The sequence below is a fragment of the Micromonospora sp. NPDC049048 genome (assembly GCF_043197615.1).
Taxonomy (GTDB): Bacteria; Actinomycetota; Actinomycetes; order Mycobacteriales; family Micromonosporaceae; genus Micromonospora.
Map to the genome: position 1 here is coordinate 639,898 of NZ_JBICTM010000001.1, position 17,186 is coordinate 657,083.

General features: G+C 70.1%; 14 protein-coding genes. 9 read left to right on the forward strand and 5 right to left on the reverse strand.

Translation table 11 applies throughout. From position 1 onward, the window contains the following. Positions 1 to 451: 451 nt before the first annotated feature. From ACGFIG_RS03070 to ACGFIG_RS03090, 5 genes are all read left to right on the forward strand, one after another. Positions 452 to 2,095 (forward strand): ABC transporter substrate-binding protein, encoded by a 1,644-nt coding sequence (locus tag ACGFIG_RS03070; RefSeq protein WP_392998584.1) that lies wholly within the window; start codon positions 452 to 454, stop codon positions 2,093 to 2,095. A gap of 146 nt (positions 2,096 to 2,241) precedes the next feature. Next, positions 2,242 to 3,168: an ABC transporter permease gene (locus ACGFIG_RS03075; RefSeq protein ID WP_392998586.1), complete on the forward strand. Its 927-nt coding sequence runs from the start codon at positions 2,242 to 2,244 to the stop codon at positions 3,166 to 3,168. Between the two features lie 72 nt (positions 3,169 to 3,240). Continuing rightward, complete coding sequence (locus ACGFIG_RS03080) at positions 3,241 to 4,218, forward strand: ABC transporter permease (RefSeq protein WP_392998588.1); 978 nt, start codon at positions 3,241 to 3,243, stop codon at positions 4,216 to 4,218. A gap of 26 nt (positions 4,219 to 4,244) precedes the next feature. Next, the gene (locus ACGFIG_RS03085) at positions 4,245 to 5,267 is read left to right on the forward strand and encodes an ABC transporter ATP-binding protein (RefSeq protein ID WP_392999402.1); all 1,023 of its coding nucleotides are present in this window, start codon (positions 4,245 to 4,247) and stop codon (positions 5,265 to 5,267) included. Continuing rightward, positions 5,260 to 6,273 (forward strand): ABC transporter ATP-binding protein, encoded by a 1,014-nt coding sequence (locus ACGFIG_RS03090; protein ID WP_392998590.1) that lies wholly within the window; start codon positions 5,260 to 5,262, stop codon positions 6,271 to 6,273. The genes ACGFIG_RS03085 and ACGFIG_RS03090 overlap by 8 nt, the downstream gene beginning before the upstream one ends. Before the next feature lie 109 nt (positions 6,274 to 6,382). Here the strand turns inward: ACGFIG_RS03090 and ACGFIG_RS03095 are convergent, their stop codons facing one another. Together ACGFIG_RS03095 and ACGFIG_RS03100 are read right to left on the reverse strand one after the other, a co-directional pair. Then, the gene (locus ACGFIG_RS03095) at positions 6,383 to 6,772 is read right to left on the reverse strand and encodes a chorismate mutase (protein ID WP_392998592.1); all 390 of its coding nucleotides are present in this window, start codon (positions 6,770 to 6,772) and stop codon (positions 6,383 to 6,385) included. 268 nt (positions 6,773 to 7,040) lie between these two features. Then, the gene (locus ACGFIG_RS03100; RefSeq protein ID WP_392998594.1) at positions 7,041 to 8,891 is read right to left on the reverse strand and encodes a bifunctional metallophosphatase/5'-nucleotidase; all 1,851 of its coding nucleotides are present in this window, start codon (positions 8,889 to 8,891) and stop codon (positions 7,041 to 7,043) included. Between the two features lie 189 nt (positions 8,892 to 9,080). Here ACGFIG_RS03100 and pcrA point away from each other — a divergent pair, with 189 nt between their 5' ends. Further along, positions 9,081 to 11,474: a DNA helicase PcrA gene (pcrA, locus tag ACGFIG_RS03105; protein WP_392998596.1), complete on the forward strand. Its 2,394-nt coding sequence runs from the start codon at positions 9,081 to 9,083 to the stop codon at positions 11,472 to 11,474. Between the two features lie 220 nt (positions 11,475 to 11,694). On the opposite strand, the gene ACGFIG_RS03110 is transcribed toward pcrA, so the two are convergent. Both ACGFIG_RS03110 and ACGFIG_RS03115 read right to left on the reverse strand, forming a co-directional pair. Next, positions 11,695 to 12,465 (reverse strand): peptidoglycan DD-metalloendopeptidase family protein, encoded by a 771-nt coding sequence (locus tag ACGFIG_RS03110; RefSeq protein ID WP_392998598.1) that lies wholly within the window; start codon positions 12,463 to 12,465, stop codon positions 11,695 to 11,697. A gap of 272 nt (positions 12,466 to 12,737) precedes the next feature. After that, positions 12,738 to 13,454 carry a M23 family metallopeptidase gene (locus ACGFIG_RS03115; RefSeq protein WP_392998600.1) on the reverse strand — a complete coding sequence of 239 codons (717 nt, stop codon included), beginning with the start codon at positions 13,452 to 13,454 and terminating at the stop codon, positions 12,738 to 12,740. 431 nt (positions 13,455 to 13,885) lie between these two features. On the opposite strand from ACGFIG_RS03115, the gene ACGFIG_RS03120 reads away from it, so the two are divergent. The 3 genes from ACGFIG_RS03120 to sucD all read left to right on the forward strand — a co-directional run bounded on the left by ACGFIG_RS03120 (position 13,886) and on the right by sucD (position 16,826). Further along, a complete protein-coding gene (locus ACGFIG_RS03120) occupies positions 13,886 to 14,290 on the forward strand; it encodes a cobalamin B12-binding domain-containing protein (RefSeq protein ID WP_132230988.1) in 405 nt (134 codons plus the stop codon). 467 nt (positions 14,291 to 14,757) lie between these two features. Next, the gene (gene sucC, locus ACGFIG_RS03125; RefSeq protein WP_392998602.1) at positions 14,758 to 15,936 is read left to right on the forward strand and encodes an ADP-forming succinate--CoA ligase subunit beta; all 1,179 of its coding nucleotides are present in this window, start codon (positions 14,758 to 14,760) and stop codon (positions 15,934 to 15,936) included. Positions 15,937 to 15,938: 2 nt separating this feature from the next. Continuing rightward, positions 15,939 to 16,826, forward strand: coding sequence for a succinate--CoA ligase subunit alpha (gene sucD / locus ACGFIG_RS03130; RefSeq protein WP_392998604.1), 888 nt, complete (start codon positions 15,939 to 15,941; stop codon positions 16,824 to 16,826). A 93-nt stretch (positions 16,827 to 16,919) separates the two neighbouring features. On the opposite strand, the gene ACGFIG_RS03135 is transcribed toward sucD, so the two are convergent. Next, the gene (locus tag ACGFIG_RS03135) at positions 16,920 to 17,186 is read right to left on the reverse strand and encodes a DUF4190 domain-containing protein (RefSeq protein WP_392998606.1); all 267 of its coding nucleotides are present in this window, start codon (positions 17,184 to 17,186) and stop codon (positions 16,920 to 16,922) included.

Consider the following 17,186-nt stretch of genomic DNA (forward strand, 5'->3'; position numbering starts at 1 on the left):
GACCAGGCGCGGGGAAGGTCACAGCCGCCGGGTCAGCGCCCAGGTCGGCACCCCCGCCGAACCATGTCGTTACTGCTCAGAGCGGTATTACCGGCGTACATCATGATCTTTTTTCAAGTATCGGCAACACGGCGACCAACTAACGGCTTGATAACGGCACCTTCACGGAACGGGCCGGTTGGTGTCACAGTGGCAGCACCTCACCCCTCGTGTGAGGCACTCCGTACGGCCTGACACCACGGGCCCGCCTGACGATGGCGCTCCGTGGTGTCTGGTGTGCGCGGTGCCGAGCGCGGCGGGCGGGGTGGCCCGGCGGATCGGTACATCATTCTTGTCCCGAATTCACTGCGGTGAAACCGGTTCCCGCACTGCGGGCAGCCGGGTGTGTCACCCCCCATACGTGCGTGAAACCCACGACGGATCCAGGTTCAGAAAGAGGAGGCCCCTCGGAATGAGAGTCTCGAAGCGGGCGAGTAGCGCCGTCGCGCTGGGCGCGGCGTTCGCGCTCGTCGCGTCCGGCTGCTCGAGCAGCGACAGCGACGGCGGGGACGCCGGCGCGAGCAGCGACGGCGCGATCATCATCGACGGCACGCAGCCGGAGGTCGGCCTGGTCCCGGCGAACACCACCGAGACCGGTGGTGGGGCGATCATCGACTGGATCTGGACCGGTCTGGTCGAGTACCCGAACGACGGCAGCGCCCCGCGCAACGCCGTCGCCGAGTCGATCGAGACGACCGACTCCAAGGTCTACACGATCAAGATCAAGAAGGACACGAAGTTCCACGACGGCACCGTCGTCAAGGCCAAGAACTTCGTCGACGCCTGGAACTGGGGCGCCTACTCGCCGAACGGCGCGCAGAACGGCAGCTTCTTCGCCGACATCCAGGGCTTCGAGGACGTCCACACCGAGGACCCGGACGGCGCCGAGGGCCCGCAGAAGGCCCCGGAGCCGAAGGCCAAGGAGATGTCCGGCCTGAAGGTCGTCGACGACTTCACCTTCGAGGTCACCCTCGCCGCGCCGACCGCGGTCTTCCCGACCAAGCTCGGCTACAGCACCTTCATGCCGCTGCCGGACGCGTTCTTCACCCAGGGCGCCGAGGCGTTCGGCAAGAAGCCGATCGGCAACGGCCCGATCAAGTTCGTGTCGTGGGAAGACGACGTCGAGATCAAGCTGACCCGCTTCGACGAGTACTCGTTGAACGACAAGCTGAAGATCAAGGACGTCACCGTCAAGATGTACCAGGACGACACGGCGGCCTACAACGACCTGCTCGCCGGTAACCTGGACTTCCAGCAGCAGGTTCCGGTGTCCGCGCTCGCGGGCGACAAGTGGAAGACGGACCTGGGTGCCCGGGGCATCGCCTCCACCACGCCGTCGACCGGCATCATCGCCTTCCCGATCTACGACAAGCGCTTCAAGAACCCGAAGCTGCGCAAGGCGATCTCGATGTCGATCAACCGCCAGGAGATCAGCGACAAGATCTTCTTCGGTAACCGCAAGCCGGCCGACAGCTGGGCCAACCCGCTGACCCCGGGCGCCAAGGCGGGCAACTGCACCTCCTGCCAGTTCAACGTCGAGGAGGCCAAGAAGCTCCTCGCGGAGGCCGGCGGCTTCACCGGCGAGCTGGTCATGTTCTACAACGCCGACGCCAGCCACAAGGAGTGGATGGAGGCCGTCGCGCAGCAGGTCAAGACCAACCTCGGCATCAACGCCCGCGCCGAGGGCGTCCCGACCTTCGCGGTGTTCCGCCAGAACATCAACGCCCACAAGATGACCGGCATGTACCGCGCCGGCTGGCAGCAGGACTACCCGGACGTCGAGAACTGGGTCGGCCCGCTCTACGTGACCGGCGGTTCCTCGAACGACGGTCTGTACAGCAACCCGCAGGTCGACGCGCTGGCCAAGGAAGCCGCCTCCGCGCCGAGCCTGGAGGCCGCGCACGCCAAGTACGCCGAGGCGGTCGCCCTGATCGACCAGGACGTCCCCTCGATCCCGGTCTACTTCGGTGGTCAGCAGTCCGGCCACTCGGAGAAGGTCAAGAAGCTGGAGCTCTCCAACGTCGGTGAGCTTGACCTCACCTCGGTCGAGCTCTGATCCGAACGGTCTGACCCCGGGTCGGGCTCACCTACCGGTGAGCCCGACCCGGGCCGTTCCGCGAGGGGTGTCACCACGCTCCTCGCCACGTCTGTCATCCCCGTGTCGGCCGTCCGACGCGCGCCCCCTGTCTGGAGGACCACCCCATGGGCCGTTATCTGTTGAGACGGCTACTCCAACTCGTCCCGGTCTTCATCGGGACGACGTTCCTGATCTACTGGCTCGTGTGGTCGGTGCCCGGCGATCCGTTCGCGGGCAAGTGCGGCGAGCGTCCCTGCCCCGACAGCTTCGTCAACAAGATGACGGAGAAGTTCAAGCTCGACGAGCCGCTGCTCGTGCAGTACGGCAACTACATGAAGAACCTCTTCCAGGGTGACTTCGGGGAGACGTTCGGCGGTCGGCAGATCGGCGACATCATCGCCACCGCGTACCCGAACACCCTGAAGCTGGCCCTGGTGGCGCTCGCCATCGAGGCGGTCATCGGCCTCACCGCGGGCGTGCTCACCGGCCTGCGCCGCAACGGCTTCCTGGACAACCTGGTCCTCGTCTCCACCCTCTTCCTGATCGCGCTGCCGATCTTCGTCATCGGCTTCGTGGCCCAGTGGCTGCTCGGCGTGCAGTGGGGCATCGTCAAGCCGACCGTCTCCAACGAGATGCGGCTCTCCGAACTGATCGTCCCCGGCTTCGTGCTGGGCAGCGCCTCGATGGCGTACGTCGCGCGGTTGGCCCGCACGAGCATCGCGGAGAACCGCCGCGCCGACTACGTCCGCACGGCGATCGCCAAGGGCCTGCCGATGCGCCGGGTGGTCGGGGTGCACCTGCTGCGCAACTCGCTCATCCCGGTGGTGACCCTGCTCGGCACCGACCTCGGCGCCCTGATGGGCGGGGCCATCGTCACCGAGGGCATCTTCCAGATCAACGGGATCGGCCGACAGGTCTACCGCGCGATCATTACCAAGGAGAGCGCTACCGTTGTCTCCATCGTGGTGGTCCTGGTGCTCGTCTACCTGCTGATGAACCTGCTGGTCGACCTGCTCTACGCCGCCCTGGACCCGAGGATCCGCTATGAGTGAGCGCAGTGAACGAATCATCATTGCCGCGTGCGAGGTCACTCGTGTCCGCGCCGAGCGGAGCGAGGTGCTGGCATGAGTGACCCGAGTGCCGCCTCGATCGTCAGCACGCCGCCCGCGCAGGCACCCGACGAGATCGGGGCGCCGACCAACGCGGGTCTGCCGGAGAACGCCCGCAAGGACAAGCCGCGCGGCCTGCTCGGCGACGCCTGGCGCGACCTGCGCCGCAAGCCGCTGTTCTGGATCTCCGCGGCGTTCATCTTCCTCTTCCTGCTGATGACCATCTTCCCGTCGCTGTTCACCTCCGGCGACCCGGAGAACGGCGATCTGCAGAACAGCCTCGTCGGCCCCTCTTCCGAGGCCTGGTTCGGCTACGACTTCCAGGGCCGCGACGTCTTCGCCCGGGTGATCTACGGCGCCCGCGCCTCCATCGTGGTGTCCCTGCTCTCCGTGCTCGGCGTGCTGCTTCTCGGCGGCGCGATGGGGATCGTCGCGGGCTACCGGGGCGGCTGGGTGGACGCGCTGCTCTCCCGTATCGCCGACGTCTTCTTCGGGCTGCCGTTCGTGCTGGGTGCCATCGTGATCCTGACGACCTTCAACGGGTCGGGCACGAGCAACACCAAGGCGGAGATCATGGCCCTGGTGAGCATCTCCCTGGTCGTGCTGGGCTGGCCGGTCGTGATGCGGCTGATGCGCTCCTCGGTGCTGGCCACCAAGGAAGCGGACTACATCGTCGCCGCCCGCGCGCTGGGTGCCGGCACCGGCCGGATCATCATGAAGCACCTGCTGCCGAACTGTCTCGCCCCGCTGCTGGTCTACGGCACGATCCTGGTCGGCTCCTACATCGGTGCCGAGGCGACGCTGTCCTTCCTGGGTGTCGGCCTGAAGAGCCCGGTGGTCTCCTGGGGCATCATGATCAACGAGGCGCAGAACCTCCTCCGCGTCGCGCCGTACCTGCTCTTCTTCCCCGCCGCGTTCCTCGTCACCGCCGTCCTGAGCTTCGTGATGCTCGGTGAGGCGGTCCGCGAGGCCCTCGATCCGAAACTCCGCTAGGGGAGATTCAGTTGTCCGACATTCTGGTGTCCGAGCAGTCCGCGGCCGGTGCGTCCGGCCGCCCCTCGGGCAGGTTGCTCGAGGTCGACGACCTCCGGGTGGAGTTCCGTACCCGGGACGGCGTCGCCAAGGTCATCAACGGGGTCACGTACCACGTCGACGCGGGGGAGACCCTCGCCGTGCTCGGCGAGTCCGGCTCCGGTAAGAGCGTCACCGCGCAGACCGTCATGGGCATCCTCGACACGCCGCCGGGCTTCGTCACCGGCGGGCAGGTCCGCTTCCACGGCAAGGACATGCTCGGCATGTCCTTCGAGGAGCGGCGCCGCATCCGCGGCGAGGGCATCGCGATGATCTTCCAGGACGCGCTCTCGGCGCTGAACCCGGTCTTCACCGTCGGTTTTCAGATCGCCGAGCAGTTCCGGGTGCGGCGCGGCATGAGCCGCGCCGACGCGAAGAAGCGCGCGATCGAAATGCTCGACCAGGTCAAGATCCCGAACGCCAAGGGCCGGTTCAGCAGCTACCCGCACCAGTTCTCGGGCGGTATGCGGCAGCGCGCGATGATCGCGATGTCGCTCGCCCTGGACCCGGAGGTGCTGATCGCGGACGAGCCGACCACCGCGCTCGACGTGACGGTGCAGGCGCAGATCATGGACCTGCTCGCCGAACTCCAGCGCGAGCGGCAGATGGGCATGATCCTGATCACCCACGACCTCGGCGTCGTCGCCGACGTCGCGGACCGGATCGCGGTCATGTACGCGGGCCGGATCGTCGAGGAAGCCAACGTCTACGACCTGTACGCCAAGCCGGCGCACCCGTACACGATCGGCCTGATCAACTCGATCCCGCGACTCGACGAGAAGGGGCAGCAGCTCCGGACGATCAAGGGCCTCCCGCCGAACCTGATGAACATCCCGTCGGGCTGCCCGTTCAACCCGCGCTGCCCCATGGCACAGCCGGTCTGCCGGGAGAAGGTCCCGCCGCTGCTGCAGGTCGGTTCCGGCCGGGCCAGCGCCTGCCACTTCGCCGAGGAGCTGGTGAACCGTGACTGAGAACATCCTCGAGGTCCGTGACCTGGTCAAGCACTATCCCGTGACCCGGGGCGTGGTGTTCAAGAAGACCATCGGTCACGTCAAGGCGGTCGACGGCGTCTCCTTCGAGCTGAAGGCCGGGGAGACCCTCGGCGTCGTCGGCGAGTCGGGCTGCGGCAAGTCCACGCTCGCCCGGGTCCTGATGAACCTGGAGAAGCCGACCGCCGGCAGCGTCCACTACAAGGGCCAGGACATCTCCAAGTTCTCCGGCGGGGCGCTGCGGCGGCTGCGCCGGCAGATCCAGCTGGTGATGCAGGACCCGTACACCTCGCTGAACCCCCGGATGACGGTCGGCGACCTGATCGGCGAGCCGTTCGAGATCCACCCGGAGGTGGCGCCGAAGGGCACCCGCCAGGGCAAGGTCAAGGAACTGCTCGACCTGGTGGGTCTGAACCCGGAGCACATCAACCGGTACCCGCACCAGTTCTCGGGTGGTCAGCGGCAGCGCATCGGCATCGCCCGCGCGCTCGCCCTGCGGCCCGAGATCATCGTCTGCGACGAGCCGGTCAGCGCCCTGGACGTGTCGATCCAGGCCCAGGTGATGAACCTGTTGGAGAAGCTCCAGGGCGAGTTCGGCCTGTCGTACATCTTCATCGCGCACGACCTGTCGGTGGTCCGGCACCTGTCGGACCGGGTCGCGGTCATGTACCTCGGCAAGATCGCGGAGATCGGCACCGAGGACGAGATCTACGAGCGGCCGACCCACCCGTACACCCAGGCGCTGCTCTCGGCCGTGCCGGTGCCGGACCCGACCGTCCGGGAGAACAAGGCGATCATCCGCCTCACCGGTGACGTGCCGTCGCCGGTGAGCCCGCCCTCGGGCTGCCGGTTCCGCACCCGGTGCTGGAAGGCGCAGGACATCTGCGCCGAGCAGGTCCCGCTGCTGGAGGTCCGGCCGGGCTCGGACCACCCGAGCGCCTGCCACTTCGCCGAGAAGCGCGAGATCGTGCAGACGCACGAGGCGTGAGCCCCGCGGAGCCGCCTGCCGACGTCATCGCGACGGCGGCAGGCGGTTCCGTCTTTTCCGGCGACCGCGCCGGCGTACGCCGGCGAGGGGGCCACGGTCGGCGTACGCCTCACAGGGGGCCGCGGCCGGCGCGGAGCAGCAGCAGTGCGAGCTGCGTACCGTCGGCGCCCAGGGCGACCCGGAAGCGCTCCAGGATCTCCCGTTCCCGGGACAGCACCAGCCGGGTGCCGCCGGAGGCCATCCGCGTCACCCCCACCTCCTGCGAGAGCTGGGCCCGCTCCTGCCACAGCTCGATCAACGCCCGGTCGATCTCGTCGATCCGCTCGCGGATCTCGACGATCCGGGCCGCCGCGGTCGGCTCCGGAGTGCCGGTACGCGCCTCCGGCCCGGCGCCGGCGTTTTCCGGCGCGTCGGCCGGGGAACCGGAGGCACCCGGGCCGGGTCGGCCCGTCTCGGGGCGCCGCAGGCTGCCGTTGGACTCCACCACGTCTGTCATCATCGGGTACCCCTCGCCGTCAGGTGCCCGGTGCCCGGATCCCGGGACGAAGAAAGCCCCGGGCTCCAGGAGCCCGGGGCTTTCTCGTAGGTCTGGTTGATCAGGCGCGACCTACGGCTGCCGGACTCCCGGTGCCGTAGTAAAAGTAGAAGCGCTGACCGAACATGTCGTCGAGTATGCCGACCCTGGCCCGGCCTGCGCAAGGATTCGGCGCAACCCGTGACCGGACGGGCGGTCCCGGTGCCGTCGCGACGCCGGGACCGCCCGCGCCTCAGCCGAGGCGGGTGATGCGGTCGGCCGGGCCGGGAGCGACCGGGGCGCCGGCGCCCAGGTAGGCGATCAGCGCGTCGACGTCGAAGCCGGGGGCGGTGGTCCGGTTGGTGCCGGCCTGGAGCTCGGTGAAGCCGTCCCCGCCGTTGGCCAGGAAGTCGTTCGTGGTGACCCGGTAGCTGGCGGCCGGGTCGACCGGCGCGCCGTCGAACGCCAGGGCGCTGACCCGGGAGCCCACCGGGGCCGTGCTGTCGTAGGAGTAGGTCAGCCCGGCGGACACCTGGAGGATGCGCTGGGTGGTCTGCCCGTTGAAGCCCACGAACTGCTGCTCCAGCACGTTGCGCAGCTGCGCGCCGGTGAGGGTCTGGGTGACCACCAGGTTGTTGAACGGCTGGACGGTGAACGCCTCGCCGTAGGTGATCTCGCCAGGGTCCTCGTCGCCGGCCGAGGCCGCGTACGGCAGGGACGCCCGGATGCCGCCCGGGTTCATCAGTGCGATCTGCGCCCCGTTCGAGCGGGTGTACGCGAGCTGCGCGTCGGCGATCACGTCACCGAGCGGGCTTTCCCCGTTCGGCCGGACGTCGCGGACGATGTCGGCCGAGATCCGGCCCACCACCCGGTTGGCGATGGGCGCGACGGCCCTCCGGTACTTGTCGGCCAGCGCCTTCGCGCCCGGGTCCACCAGGTCGGGGTTGCGCACGTACGTGCCCGGCGCGCTCTCCTGCCAGCCGCCGTCCGGTTTGCGTACGCCGTTCTCGACCACGACGTTGCGGGCGGAGATCCCGGTGAACCGGCCCGTGCGCCGGTCCAGCGAGTAGTCCACGTCCGTGATCAGCTGGCCGTTGTTGCCGGCGCTGGTGACCACGCTGCGGGCGCCGGAGGAGTTCGGCAGCGAGCAGGAGTAGAAGCGGTGGGTGTGGCCGGAGACGACCAGCCCGAACTCCGGCCGCAGGCCGCGGACGATGTCGACGATCGGGCCGGAGAAGTTGGCGCAGTCCGAGACGCCGGGGGTGGCCGGCGGCGGCGACTGGGCCCCGCCCTCGTGCACCAGCAGCACCATCGCCTTGACGCCGAAGAGCTTGAGCACGCCGGCCCACTTGTTGGCGGTCTGCACCTCGTCGGTGAACTTCACGGAGGTGATGCCGGCCGGGTTGACGATGCCCGGGGTGCCCTCCAGGGTCACGCCGACGAAGCCGACGGGCACCCCGCCGACGAACTTCACGTCGACCGGGGGCAGGATCGGCAGGCCGGTCTTCCTGCTGACCGTGTTGGCGGCCAGGTAGGTGAACTTGGCGCCGGCGAAGCCGTCCCCGTCCTGGCAGCCGTCGACCGGGTGGCAGCCGCCCTTGTTGATCCGGATCAGCTCGTCGACGCCCTCGTCGAACTCGTGGTTGCCGACGGAGCTGACGTCGAGCCCGATCTCGTCCATCAGCTCGATGGTCGGCTCGTCGTGGAAGGCGGCGCTGACGAGCGGGGTGGCGCCGATCAGGTCGCCGGCCCCGACGGTGGTCGTGACGCGCCCCTCGGCCTTGGCCTCGGCGCGCAGCTTCTTCAGCCAGGTGGCGAGGTACTCCACGCCGCCGGCGGGGGTGCCGTTGACCGTCGCGCCGCTGCCGCCGGGCGGGTCGATGGCGCCGTGGAAGTCGTTGTAGCTCAGGAAGTTGCCCTTGACCTCGCCGCCGGTCGGGACGGCGTAGGAGACCGAGACGGGCGTGAGGCCGGCCGCCTGGTCGGTGGCGGGGTCCGGCGCGGGCCGGGAAGCGGTGGACAGCGTGGCGACGACGGCCAACGCGAGGGTGGGCGCGGCGAGGTGGCGCAGCGCCGCCCGACCGCGCGAACGCGGCTGAGTCATGGTCGTTCTCCCAGTCGTGTACGGGGGAGGAGCCGGATTTTCACCGTCATCGTTGTGCATGGGGGACGGCGGCACCAGACACGACAAGGTGACAGCTTCGTCTCGACCGGTGGTAAGAAAGGACCCTTCCTGCGACCCGACGGTACGTGGCGGGGAAGTGTCCGCCGGGCGGCATAGACTCGCCGTGCGATGCATCCTCTCTTCGACATCCCCGCGTCCCCGCCCGCCCCGACGGCGCCGCACCGGCCCCGGCCGGCGGCCGTCCACCTCGATCCACAGGCCCTGGTGGAGGGCCTCAACGGGCCGCAGCGCGACGCCGTCACCCACGCCGGCTCGCCGCTGCTGATCGTGGCCGGTGCGGGTTCGGGCAAGACCCGGGTGCTCACCCACCGGATCGCCTACCTGCTGGCCGCCCGGGACGTGCACCCCGGCGAGATCATCGCGATCACCTTCACCAACAAGGCCGCCGGCGAGATGAAGGAGCGCGTCGCCAACCTGGTGGGTCCCCGCGCCCGCCTGATGTGGGTGTCGACGTTCCACTCCGCGTGCGTACGCATCCTGCGTGCCGAGCACGAGCACGCCGGGCTGAAGTCGACCTTCTCGATCTACGACGCCGACGACTCCCGCCGGCTGATGCAGATGGTCGCCAGGGAGCTGGACCTCGACCCGAAGCGCTACCCGGCGCGCGGGCTGGCCGCCCAGGTCTCCAACCTGAAGAACGAGCTGGTCGATCCCGAGGAGTTCGCGGGGCGGGCCAAGGGCCCCAACGAGCGGGCGCTGGCGGAGGCCTACACGCTCTACCAGCGGCGGCTGCGCGAGGCGCACGCGCTGGACTTCGACGATCTGATCATGACGACCGTGCACCTGCTCCAGTCCCACCCGCACGTCGCGGAGAGCTACCGCCGGCGGTTCCGGCACGTCCTGGTCGACGAGTACCAGGACACCAACCACGCCCAGTACGTGCTGATCAAGGAGCTGGTCGCCGGCACGGAGGGGATCGAGCCGGCGGAGCTCTGCGTGGTCGGTGACGCCGACCAGTCGATCTACGCGTTCCGGGGCGCCACGATCCGCAACATCCTGGAGTTCGAGCGCGACTTCGGCGACGCCCGCACGATCCTGCTGGAGCAGAACTACCGCTCCACCCAGACCATCCTCAACGCGGCCAACGCGGTGATCGACCGGAACACGTCGCGCAAGCCGAAGCGACTGTGGAGCGAGGCGGGGGCCGGCGAGCCGATCGTCGGCTACGTGGCCGACACCGAGCACGCCGAGGCCGACTGGGTGGCCCGCGAGATCGACCGGTTGGTCGACGCCGACGAGACCCGCCCCGGCGACGTTGCCGTCTTCTACCGCACCAACGCCCAGTCCCGGGTCTTCGAGGAGGTGTTCATCCGGGTCGGCCTGCCCTACAAGGTGGTCGGCGGGGTGCGCTTCTACGAGCGCAAGGAGGTCCGCGACGCGCTGGCCTACCTGCGCGCGGTGGTCAACGACGACGACACCGTCAGCCTGCGCCGGATCCTCAACACCCCCCGGCGGGGCATCGGCGACCGGGCCGAGGCGTGCGTGGAGGCGCTGTCCGGCCGGGACCGGATCTCCTTCGGCGCGGCGCTGCGGCGGGCGAAGGACGCTCCGGGCATCTCCACCCGGGCGGCCAACGGCATCGCCGACTTCGTCGCCCTGCTCGACGGCGCCCGCGAGCTGGCCGAGACCGGCACCCCGGAGGAGGTGCTGGAGGCGCTGCTGACCCGCTCGGGCTACCTGACCGAGCTGGAGGAGAGCCTCGACCCGCAGGACGCGGGCCGGGTCGACAACCTCCAGGAGCTGGTCAGCGTCGCCCGGGAGTACACCGAGCGGATCGAGGCGACCGGCGAGGAGGGGGAGCGGGCGACCCTGGCGGGGTTCCTGGAGCAGGTCGCGCTGGTCGCCGACGCCGACCAGGTGCCGACGGACGACCCGGACCACCAGGGCGTGGTCACCCTGATGACGCTGCACACGGCGAAGGGCCTGGAGTTCCCGGTGGTCTTCCTGACCGGTCTGGAGGACGGCGTCTTCCCCCACCTTCGCTCGCTGGGCGACAGCCGGGAGCTGGAGGAGGAGCGCCGGCTGGCGTACGTGGGCATCACCCGGGCCCGTCAGCGCCTCTACCTCTCCCGGGCGGTCACCCGCTCGGCGTGGGGGCAGCCGGCCTACAACCCGCCGTCGCGGTTCCTGGAGGAGCTGCCGCCGGAGCTGGTGCGCTGGGAGCGCACCGAGGGGTCGTACACCTCGTGGGCCGGCGGTGGCGGCGGCGTGGGTGGCCGCGCGGACCGGGTGCCCGGCGGGCGTGGGGGCTTCAACGGCGGCACGCCGAAGGCGGCGCAGCTGGCGAAGCGGCTGGGGGTCGACGCCAGCCGCCTGACCACGGCGAGCGAGTTGCCGCAGGGGCCGAAGGTCGCCGTCGGCGACCGGGTCAACCACCAGCGCTACGGCCTGGGCCGGGTGCTCGCCGTGGAGGGGCACGGCCCGGGGGCGCGGGCGCAGATCGACTTCGGCGACCAGACGATGTGGCTGGTGCTCCGGCACGCCCCGATCGACAAGCTCTGAGCCTCCGGCACCGGGCACCAGCCGCGGGGCGGTCCGGGGGCGGCGGGCGCGCCAGCGGCCCGGCCGGTGGGAGCTTCCGGCTGGCCGGTCGCCATCGTGTGTTGCCGCCACGGCCCGATCCGGTGACGCGTCGGAGCGTGGCGCCGCCGGTCTTCATCGCGTGTGCCGCCACGGCCCGATCCGGCGGCGCGCCGGACCGGACCGTGGCGGCACACGCGGGTCAGCAGGCCACGTCGATGCCCCGGGCGCGCAGGAACGGCGCGGGGTCGATCTGGTTCCACATCTGGCCCTGGTGCACCTCGAAGTGCAGGTGCGGGCCGGTGGAGTCACCGGTGGAGCCCTCCAGGCCGATGGTCTGCCCGGTGCTGACCTTGTCGCCCACGCCCACCTTCGTGGTGCTCAGGTGCGCGTAGTGGGTCAGGTAGCCGTTGCCGTGGTCGATGAAGACGGAGATGCCGTACCCGTCGCCGACGTCGCCGGCCTTGGTGACGGTGCCGCCGAAGGCCGCGCGGACCGGGGTGCCGGCGGGCAGCGCGAAGTCGATGCCGGCGTGCTGGGTGCCCCAGCGCGGGCCGTAGCAGGAGGTGATGGCCGCGCCCTGCATCGGGATGACCCAACCGGGCGTCGGCTTGCTGGTCGCCTTCGGCTTCGGCTTGGCCGTGGTGGCCTTCGGCTTGGGCTTCGCCGCCGGGCTGGCCTTCGTCGGGCTGGGCGTCGGGCTCGCCGAGGGGGTGGCGGAGGGGGCGGCCGGGGCGGTCGTCTCGCGGGCGGAACGGTCGGCGCGGTCGGCGGCCTCCGCGCGGGCGGCGGTGTCCACGGCGGCGGCCGGGACGGAGGGGCCGTCGTTCCCGGTGGCCGCGAAGGCGGCGCCGCCGAGGCCGAGGCCCGTCAGGGCCACCGCGGCGATGATCACGCGGGTGCGGCCGCCGACCCGCTTCCGGTGCCGGGCGGGGGCGTCGGGGGTGTTCTCGTTCCGAATGTCTTCCTGCACGGCGGACCTTCACTGATCGAGGGGGCACTTGACCTCGAAATACTGGTGTCGCGACGGTGCGTGACGGGTAGTGGACAGGAGCGCGGCGGGTCGGCGGCGACTCTCGTCGTCCGATGCGTCCCCGTTCAGGGTTTTCGAGCGCAAAAGTGATCATGCCGGTGCGTGTCGCCGGTCACAGTCGCGTGGGTGACTCGGCTCACTTTGCGCGAACCGGGGCAACGAAAAACCGCCCGGATCGACAGCTCCGGGCGGTTGACGGGCGGTGCGCAGCGTCAGGACGCGGCTACCTCGCTGTAGTACGCCTCTACTTGTAGCTGGATGTCCACTCCGCGCTCCTTGAGCCACGGCACCGGGTCGAGCGGCTCGCCCTTGACATGCACCTCGAGGTGCAGGTGGGAGCCGTAGGAGTGGCCGGTGTTGCCGACGAGGCCGAGCTGGTCGCCCGCCTTCACCTGCTGCCCCTCCTGCACGCTCAGAGCGGAGGAGTGGCCGTAGATCGCCTCGCTGCCGTCGGCGTGCTGGACGATCACCGTGTAGCCGTAGCCGCCGAACCAACCGGCCTTCGTGACGGTGCCGGCGTGGATGGCGACGTAGGGCGTGCCCTCGGCGGCGACCAGGTCGACGCCGGTGTGCAGCTTGCCCCACCGCATGCCGTAGGGCGAGTTGAACTCGTAGCCCTGGAGGGGGAGGAGCCAGACCTCGGGCTCGGCGGACTTCTCGGCTCCGGCCCGGTCGCTGTCGCGGCTGGAACGGTCGGCGGCTTCCGCGCGGGCGGCGGCGTCCTGGTTGATGGTCGAGGCGGCCTTGAGCTCGTCGAGGACCGACGGGCTGACGCTCTTGGCGTCCGGCAGGGCACCCGCGCCGATGGCGACGATGCCGGCGCCGACGAACGCGGTGGTGACGACGGCCGCGTAGCGGCTCCGCGGGGGGGTGGGTACGCGGCGGCGACCGCGATATCGATCGGGCTCAGACGACAGGCGCTGGCGCACGCACACCCTCCGTTGTCGGGGATCCGAAGCGGCTTCCTCGACGCCCGTGAAGTTCCGGTGAACGTCGCCTGGCCGCGTCGTCACCCGTCCGTGGACCTGATGACAACCGTGGACACGTTAGCCAACCACCAGTCCCGTCACAAGCCGAAGCGCCGAATTGCCGACGTGATCTGTCCCTTTCCGTCCGTGATTGTCACGGCTCATACCCGTCGAACGGTGCCTCCGTAACTGCCCGTTCGTCGCGCACGGTGACCGAACGGCGGAGTCGTCCGGCTTGACGCCGGGCGGCGTCATGATCCGCAGTACCGGCGCCGGTGGCCATCGTCACCCGCCGCGCGCGCCGCGAGTTCGCCGCCCGGATTTCCCGGGCAGGGGTGAGCGGGTTACCGTTCGTTCAGTGAAGCCGCGGAGCCGGTGAAAGGGATGCGCTGATGAGCTCTCGTGTACGGGTCGTCGTCGCCAAGCCGGGCCTGGACGGCCACGACCGTGGTGCAAAGGTCGTCGCGCGTGCCCTGCGGGACGCCGGCATGGAGGTCATCTACACCGGCCTGCACCAGACGCCGGAGCAGATCGTGGAGACCGCCATCCAGGAGGACGCCGACGCGGTCGGGCTCTCCGTGCTGTCGGGGGCGCACATGACGCTGTTCCGGCGGGTGGTGGAACTGCTCGGTGAGCGTGACGCCCGCGACATCGTCGTTTTCGGTGGCGGCATCATTCCCGACGCCGACATTCCCGAGTTGCAGCGGCTCGGCGTCGCCAAGATCTTCACGCCGGGCGCGACCACCCAGTCGATCGTGGAGTGGGTCCGGCAGAACGTCGCGCAGCCGGTCGCCTGACGAGGGCCCGGCAGCCCGTTCGGCGCCGGGCGCCAGCAACCGCGCGCGTGGCTGGTCGACGGCCGACCCCGGACAGGGGGAGGGGCCGGACGCACCCCTCACACGTCCGGCCCCTCTATGCACGATGCCCCGCCGCCACCCCTCGACCGACAGGGCATCGGCCGCTCCCGTCGCCGCGCTGCGTGCAGCGCTCCGACACCTGACTCAACGACGCCTCCACAAAGGGGTTACGCAGCCCCGGGAACATCCCCCGGACGGCTGACATCACGCGGAACTCGCGGAAAGGCCGCGCGACACGGCCGATTGTGCATTACCGCACAACGCGCACCCGCTCGGTTGCCGGCGGTGTCCACCTCGCTAGGCTGCGCCCAATGGCCTGTTTCAAGCGATGACAGGCGTCAAACTGTTTTCCATACGCTGGTGGCGGCGCGACGGCGCGCCGCGGAGACGGGACGGGACGCGCAAACGTGGACCTGTACGAGTACCAGGGGCGGGACCTGTTCGAGCGGCACGGCTTGCCCGTGCTCGCTGGCGGCGTCGCCACGACCCCGGAGGAGGCCCGCGCGATCGCCGAACGCCTCGGCGGTCGGGTGGTCGTCAAGGCGCAGGTGAAGGTCGGTGGCCGCGGTAAGGCCGGCGGCGTGAAGCTGGCCGAGGGCGCGGAGGAGACGGTGGCCCGCGCCACCGACATCCTCGGCATGGACATCAAGGGCCACACCGTCCACAAGGTCATGATCACCGTGACCGCGGACGTGGCCGAGGAGTACTACTTCTCGTACCTGCTCGACCGGGCGAACCGCACCTTCCTCTGCATCGCCAGCGTCGCGGGCGGCATGGACATCGAGCAGGTCGCCGCCGAGACCCCGGAGAAGGTCGTCAAGGCCCCGATCGACGCCAACACCGGCGTCGACGAGGCGAAGGCGCGCGAGATCGTCTCCGCCGCCGGCTTCCCGGCGGAGGTCGCCGACCAGGTCGTCGAGGTCGCCGTGGGCCTGTGGAAGGCCTTCGTGGCCGAGGACGCCACGCTGGTCGAGGTGAACCCGCTGGCCAAGACCGGTGAGGGCAAGCTGCTGCTGCTCGACGCCAAGATCACCCTCGACGAGAACGCCGCGTTCCGGCACCCGGACCACGAGGCGCTGGTCGACCAGGCCGCGGTGGACCCGCTGGAGCAGGCCGCCAAGGAGAAGGACCTCAACTACGTCAAGCTCGACGGCGAGGTCGGCATCATCGGCAACGGCGCCGGCCTGGTCATGTCGACCCTCGACGTGGTCGCGTACGCCGGTGAGCGGCACGGCGGCGTCAAGCCGGCCAACTTCCTCGACATCGGCGGTGGCGCGAGCGCCGCCGTGATGGCGAACGGCCTGGAGATCGTCCTCTCCGACCCGTCGGTGAAGAGCGTCTTCGTCAACGTCTTCGGCGGCATCACCGCCTGTGACGAGGTCGCCAACGGCATCGTGCAGGCGCTGGCCCTGCTCGAGCAGCGCGGCGAGCAGGTCACGAAGCCGCTGGTCGTCCGCCTCGACGGCAACAACGCCGAGGCCGGCCGGGCGATCCTCGACGGCGCGAACAACCCGCTGGTCCAGCGGGTCGACACGATGGATGGCGCGGCCGAGCGGGCCGCCGAGCTGGCGGCTGCGGGGGTCTGACAATGGCTATCTGGCTGACCAAGGACTCGAAGGTCATCGTCCAGGGGATGACCGGTTCCGAGGGTTCCAAGCACACCCGGCGGATGCTCGCCGCGGGCACCAACGTCGTCGGCGGCGTCAACCCGCGCAAGGCGGGCCAGACGGTCGACTTCGACGGCACCCAGCTGCCGGTCTTCGCCAGCGTCGCGGACGCGATGGCGCAGACCGGTGCGGACGTCACGGTGATCTTCGTACCGCCGCAGTTCACCAAGGGCGCGGTCGTCGAGGCGATCGACGCGGGGATCGACCTGGCCGTGGTGATCACCGAGGGCGTGCCGGTGCACGACACCGCCGCGTTCTGGGCGTACAACGTCGCCAAGGGGGAGCGGACCCGGATCATCGGCCCGAACTGCCCGGGCATCGCCTCGCCGGGCGCCTCCAACGCCGGCATCATCCCGGCCGACATCACCGGCACCGGCCGCATCGGCCTGGTCAGCAAGAGCGGCACGCTGACCTACCAGATGATGTACGAGCTGCGCGACATCGGCTTCTCGACCTGCGTCGGCATCGGCGGTGACCCGATCATCGGCACCACGCACATCGACGCGCTCGCCGCGTTCGAGGCCGACCCGGACACCGACGCGATCGTCATGATCGGTGAGATCGGTGGCGACGCCGAGGAGCGGGCCGCCGAGTTCATCAAGGCGAACGTGACCAAGCCGGTGGTCGGCTACATCGCCGGCTTCACCGCGCCGCCCGGCAAGACCATGGGGCACGCCGGTGCGATCATCTCCGGCTCGGCGGGCACCGCCGACGCCAAGAAGAGCGCGCTGGAGGCCGTCGGCGTCAAGGTCGGCAAGACCCCGACCGAGACCGCCAAGCTCATGCGGGAGATCATGTCCGCGGGCTGAGCCCGGCTGACGTACGACCGGAGGGCCGACCGTTCGCGGGCGGCCCTCCGTCGTTGCCGGCGCGACGTGACCGGCAGCGGCGCCGGGATGGCCTCAGTCGTTGTAGAGCGGGTAGTTGCCGCCGGCCCAGAGGATGCCGCTACCGATGATGTTGAGCACGCCGAACGCGATCGCCAGGTAGCCGAGCACGGGGGACTGGCCGAAGCGCTTGGCGTCCCGGATCGACAGGTAACCGAAGACGATCCCCAGGATGCCGCAGCAGAGCAGGCCGAGGATGATGCCGAGCACGCCCCAGAGCACCGTGCGGTCGCTCCCGGCCGCGGCCGGCGGCGGCGGGGGCGGTGGATACGGAGTGTTCAC